Origin of the sequence: Psychrobacter sp. Sarcosine-3u-12 (assembly GCF_002836005.1) — a bacterium.
GTDB lineage: Bacteria > Pseudomonadota > Gammaproteobacteria > Pseudomonadales > Moraxellaceae > Psychrobacter > Psychrobacter okhotskensis.
In genome coordinates this window covers 1-564 of the sequence record NZ_PJBY01000043.1, presented here as the reverse complement: position 1 = coordinate 564, position 564 = coordinate 1, and the positions used below count along the sequence as shown (strand labels likewise).

At 41.3% G+C, this 564-nt stretch carries 2 protein-coding genes; both read right to left on the bottom strand.

What is annotated here, in order from left to right; genetic code table 11:
• Positions 1-260: transposase (locus CXF65_RS01065; RefSeq protein ID WP_198551934.1), on the bottom strand; the 260-nt coding region annotated here is incomplete at its 3' end.
• A gap of 52 nt (positions 261-312) precedes the next feature.
• Positions 313-564 (bottom strand): IS630 transposase-related protein (locus CXF65_RS01060; protein WP_101210734.1); only part of this gene is annotated, 252 nt, incomplete at its 5' end.

The following is a 564-nucleotide window of genomic DNA, read 5'->3' as shown; positions in this document are numbered from 1 at the left end:
TGAAAGCTGGCGTTATCCATGACGATTACGCATTTTATTTTAAGACTTGGTATTAGCGTGTTTTTGCACCAGTTGTAGAATATGTCGCCATTGATATTCTTTTCGAAGTAATCAAGTGCAAATAACGCTTTTTCATATAAGGCACCAATAACATTGGTGCGTTTTTTACCTTGCCAGTTATAGCTATCGATGCAAGGGGTACCAATAGGTGCATAGCCATGAGAGCGGATGGTCCCAGCCTCGAAGCCACTCTCATCCATGTATACAATTGCATAGCCTTGAGCGATGTAGTCGCCCAGTTTACTTAGATATTTAGCTCTGTTTAATGGGCAAGCTTTTGGATGCTCTAAGGTCTTTTTTTTGACTGATACCAAGACGTTTTAAAGCGGCCTCGATGCCCGACTTACTACAGCCAAAACGCTGTGCTCTCTCGTACATGTAATCGTCTGGATGCTGTTCAACATCTTTTAATAAAGCTTCGTTAGGTATTTTACTGGGTGGTTTATTGCGAGTGAGTTTAATACTAGGATCTTTGAGCCAATTCTGTAGCGTGGCCTTACTAAT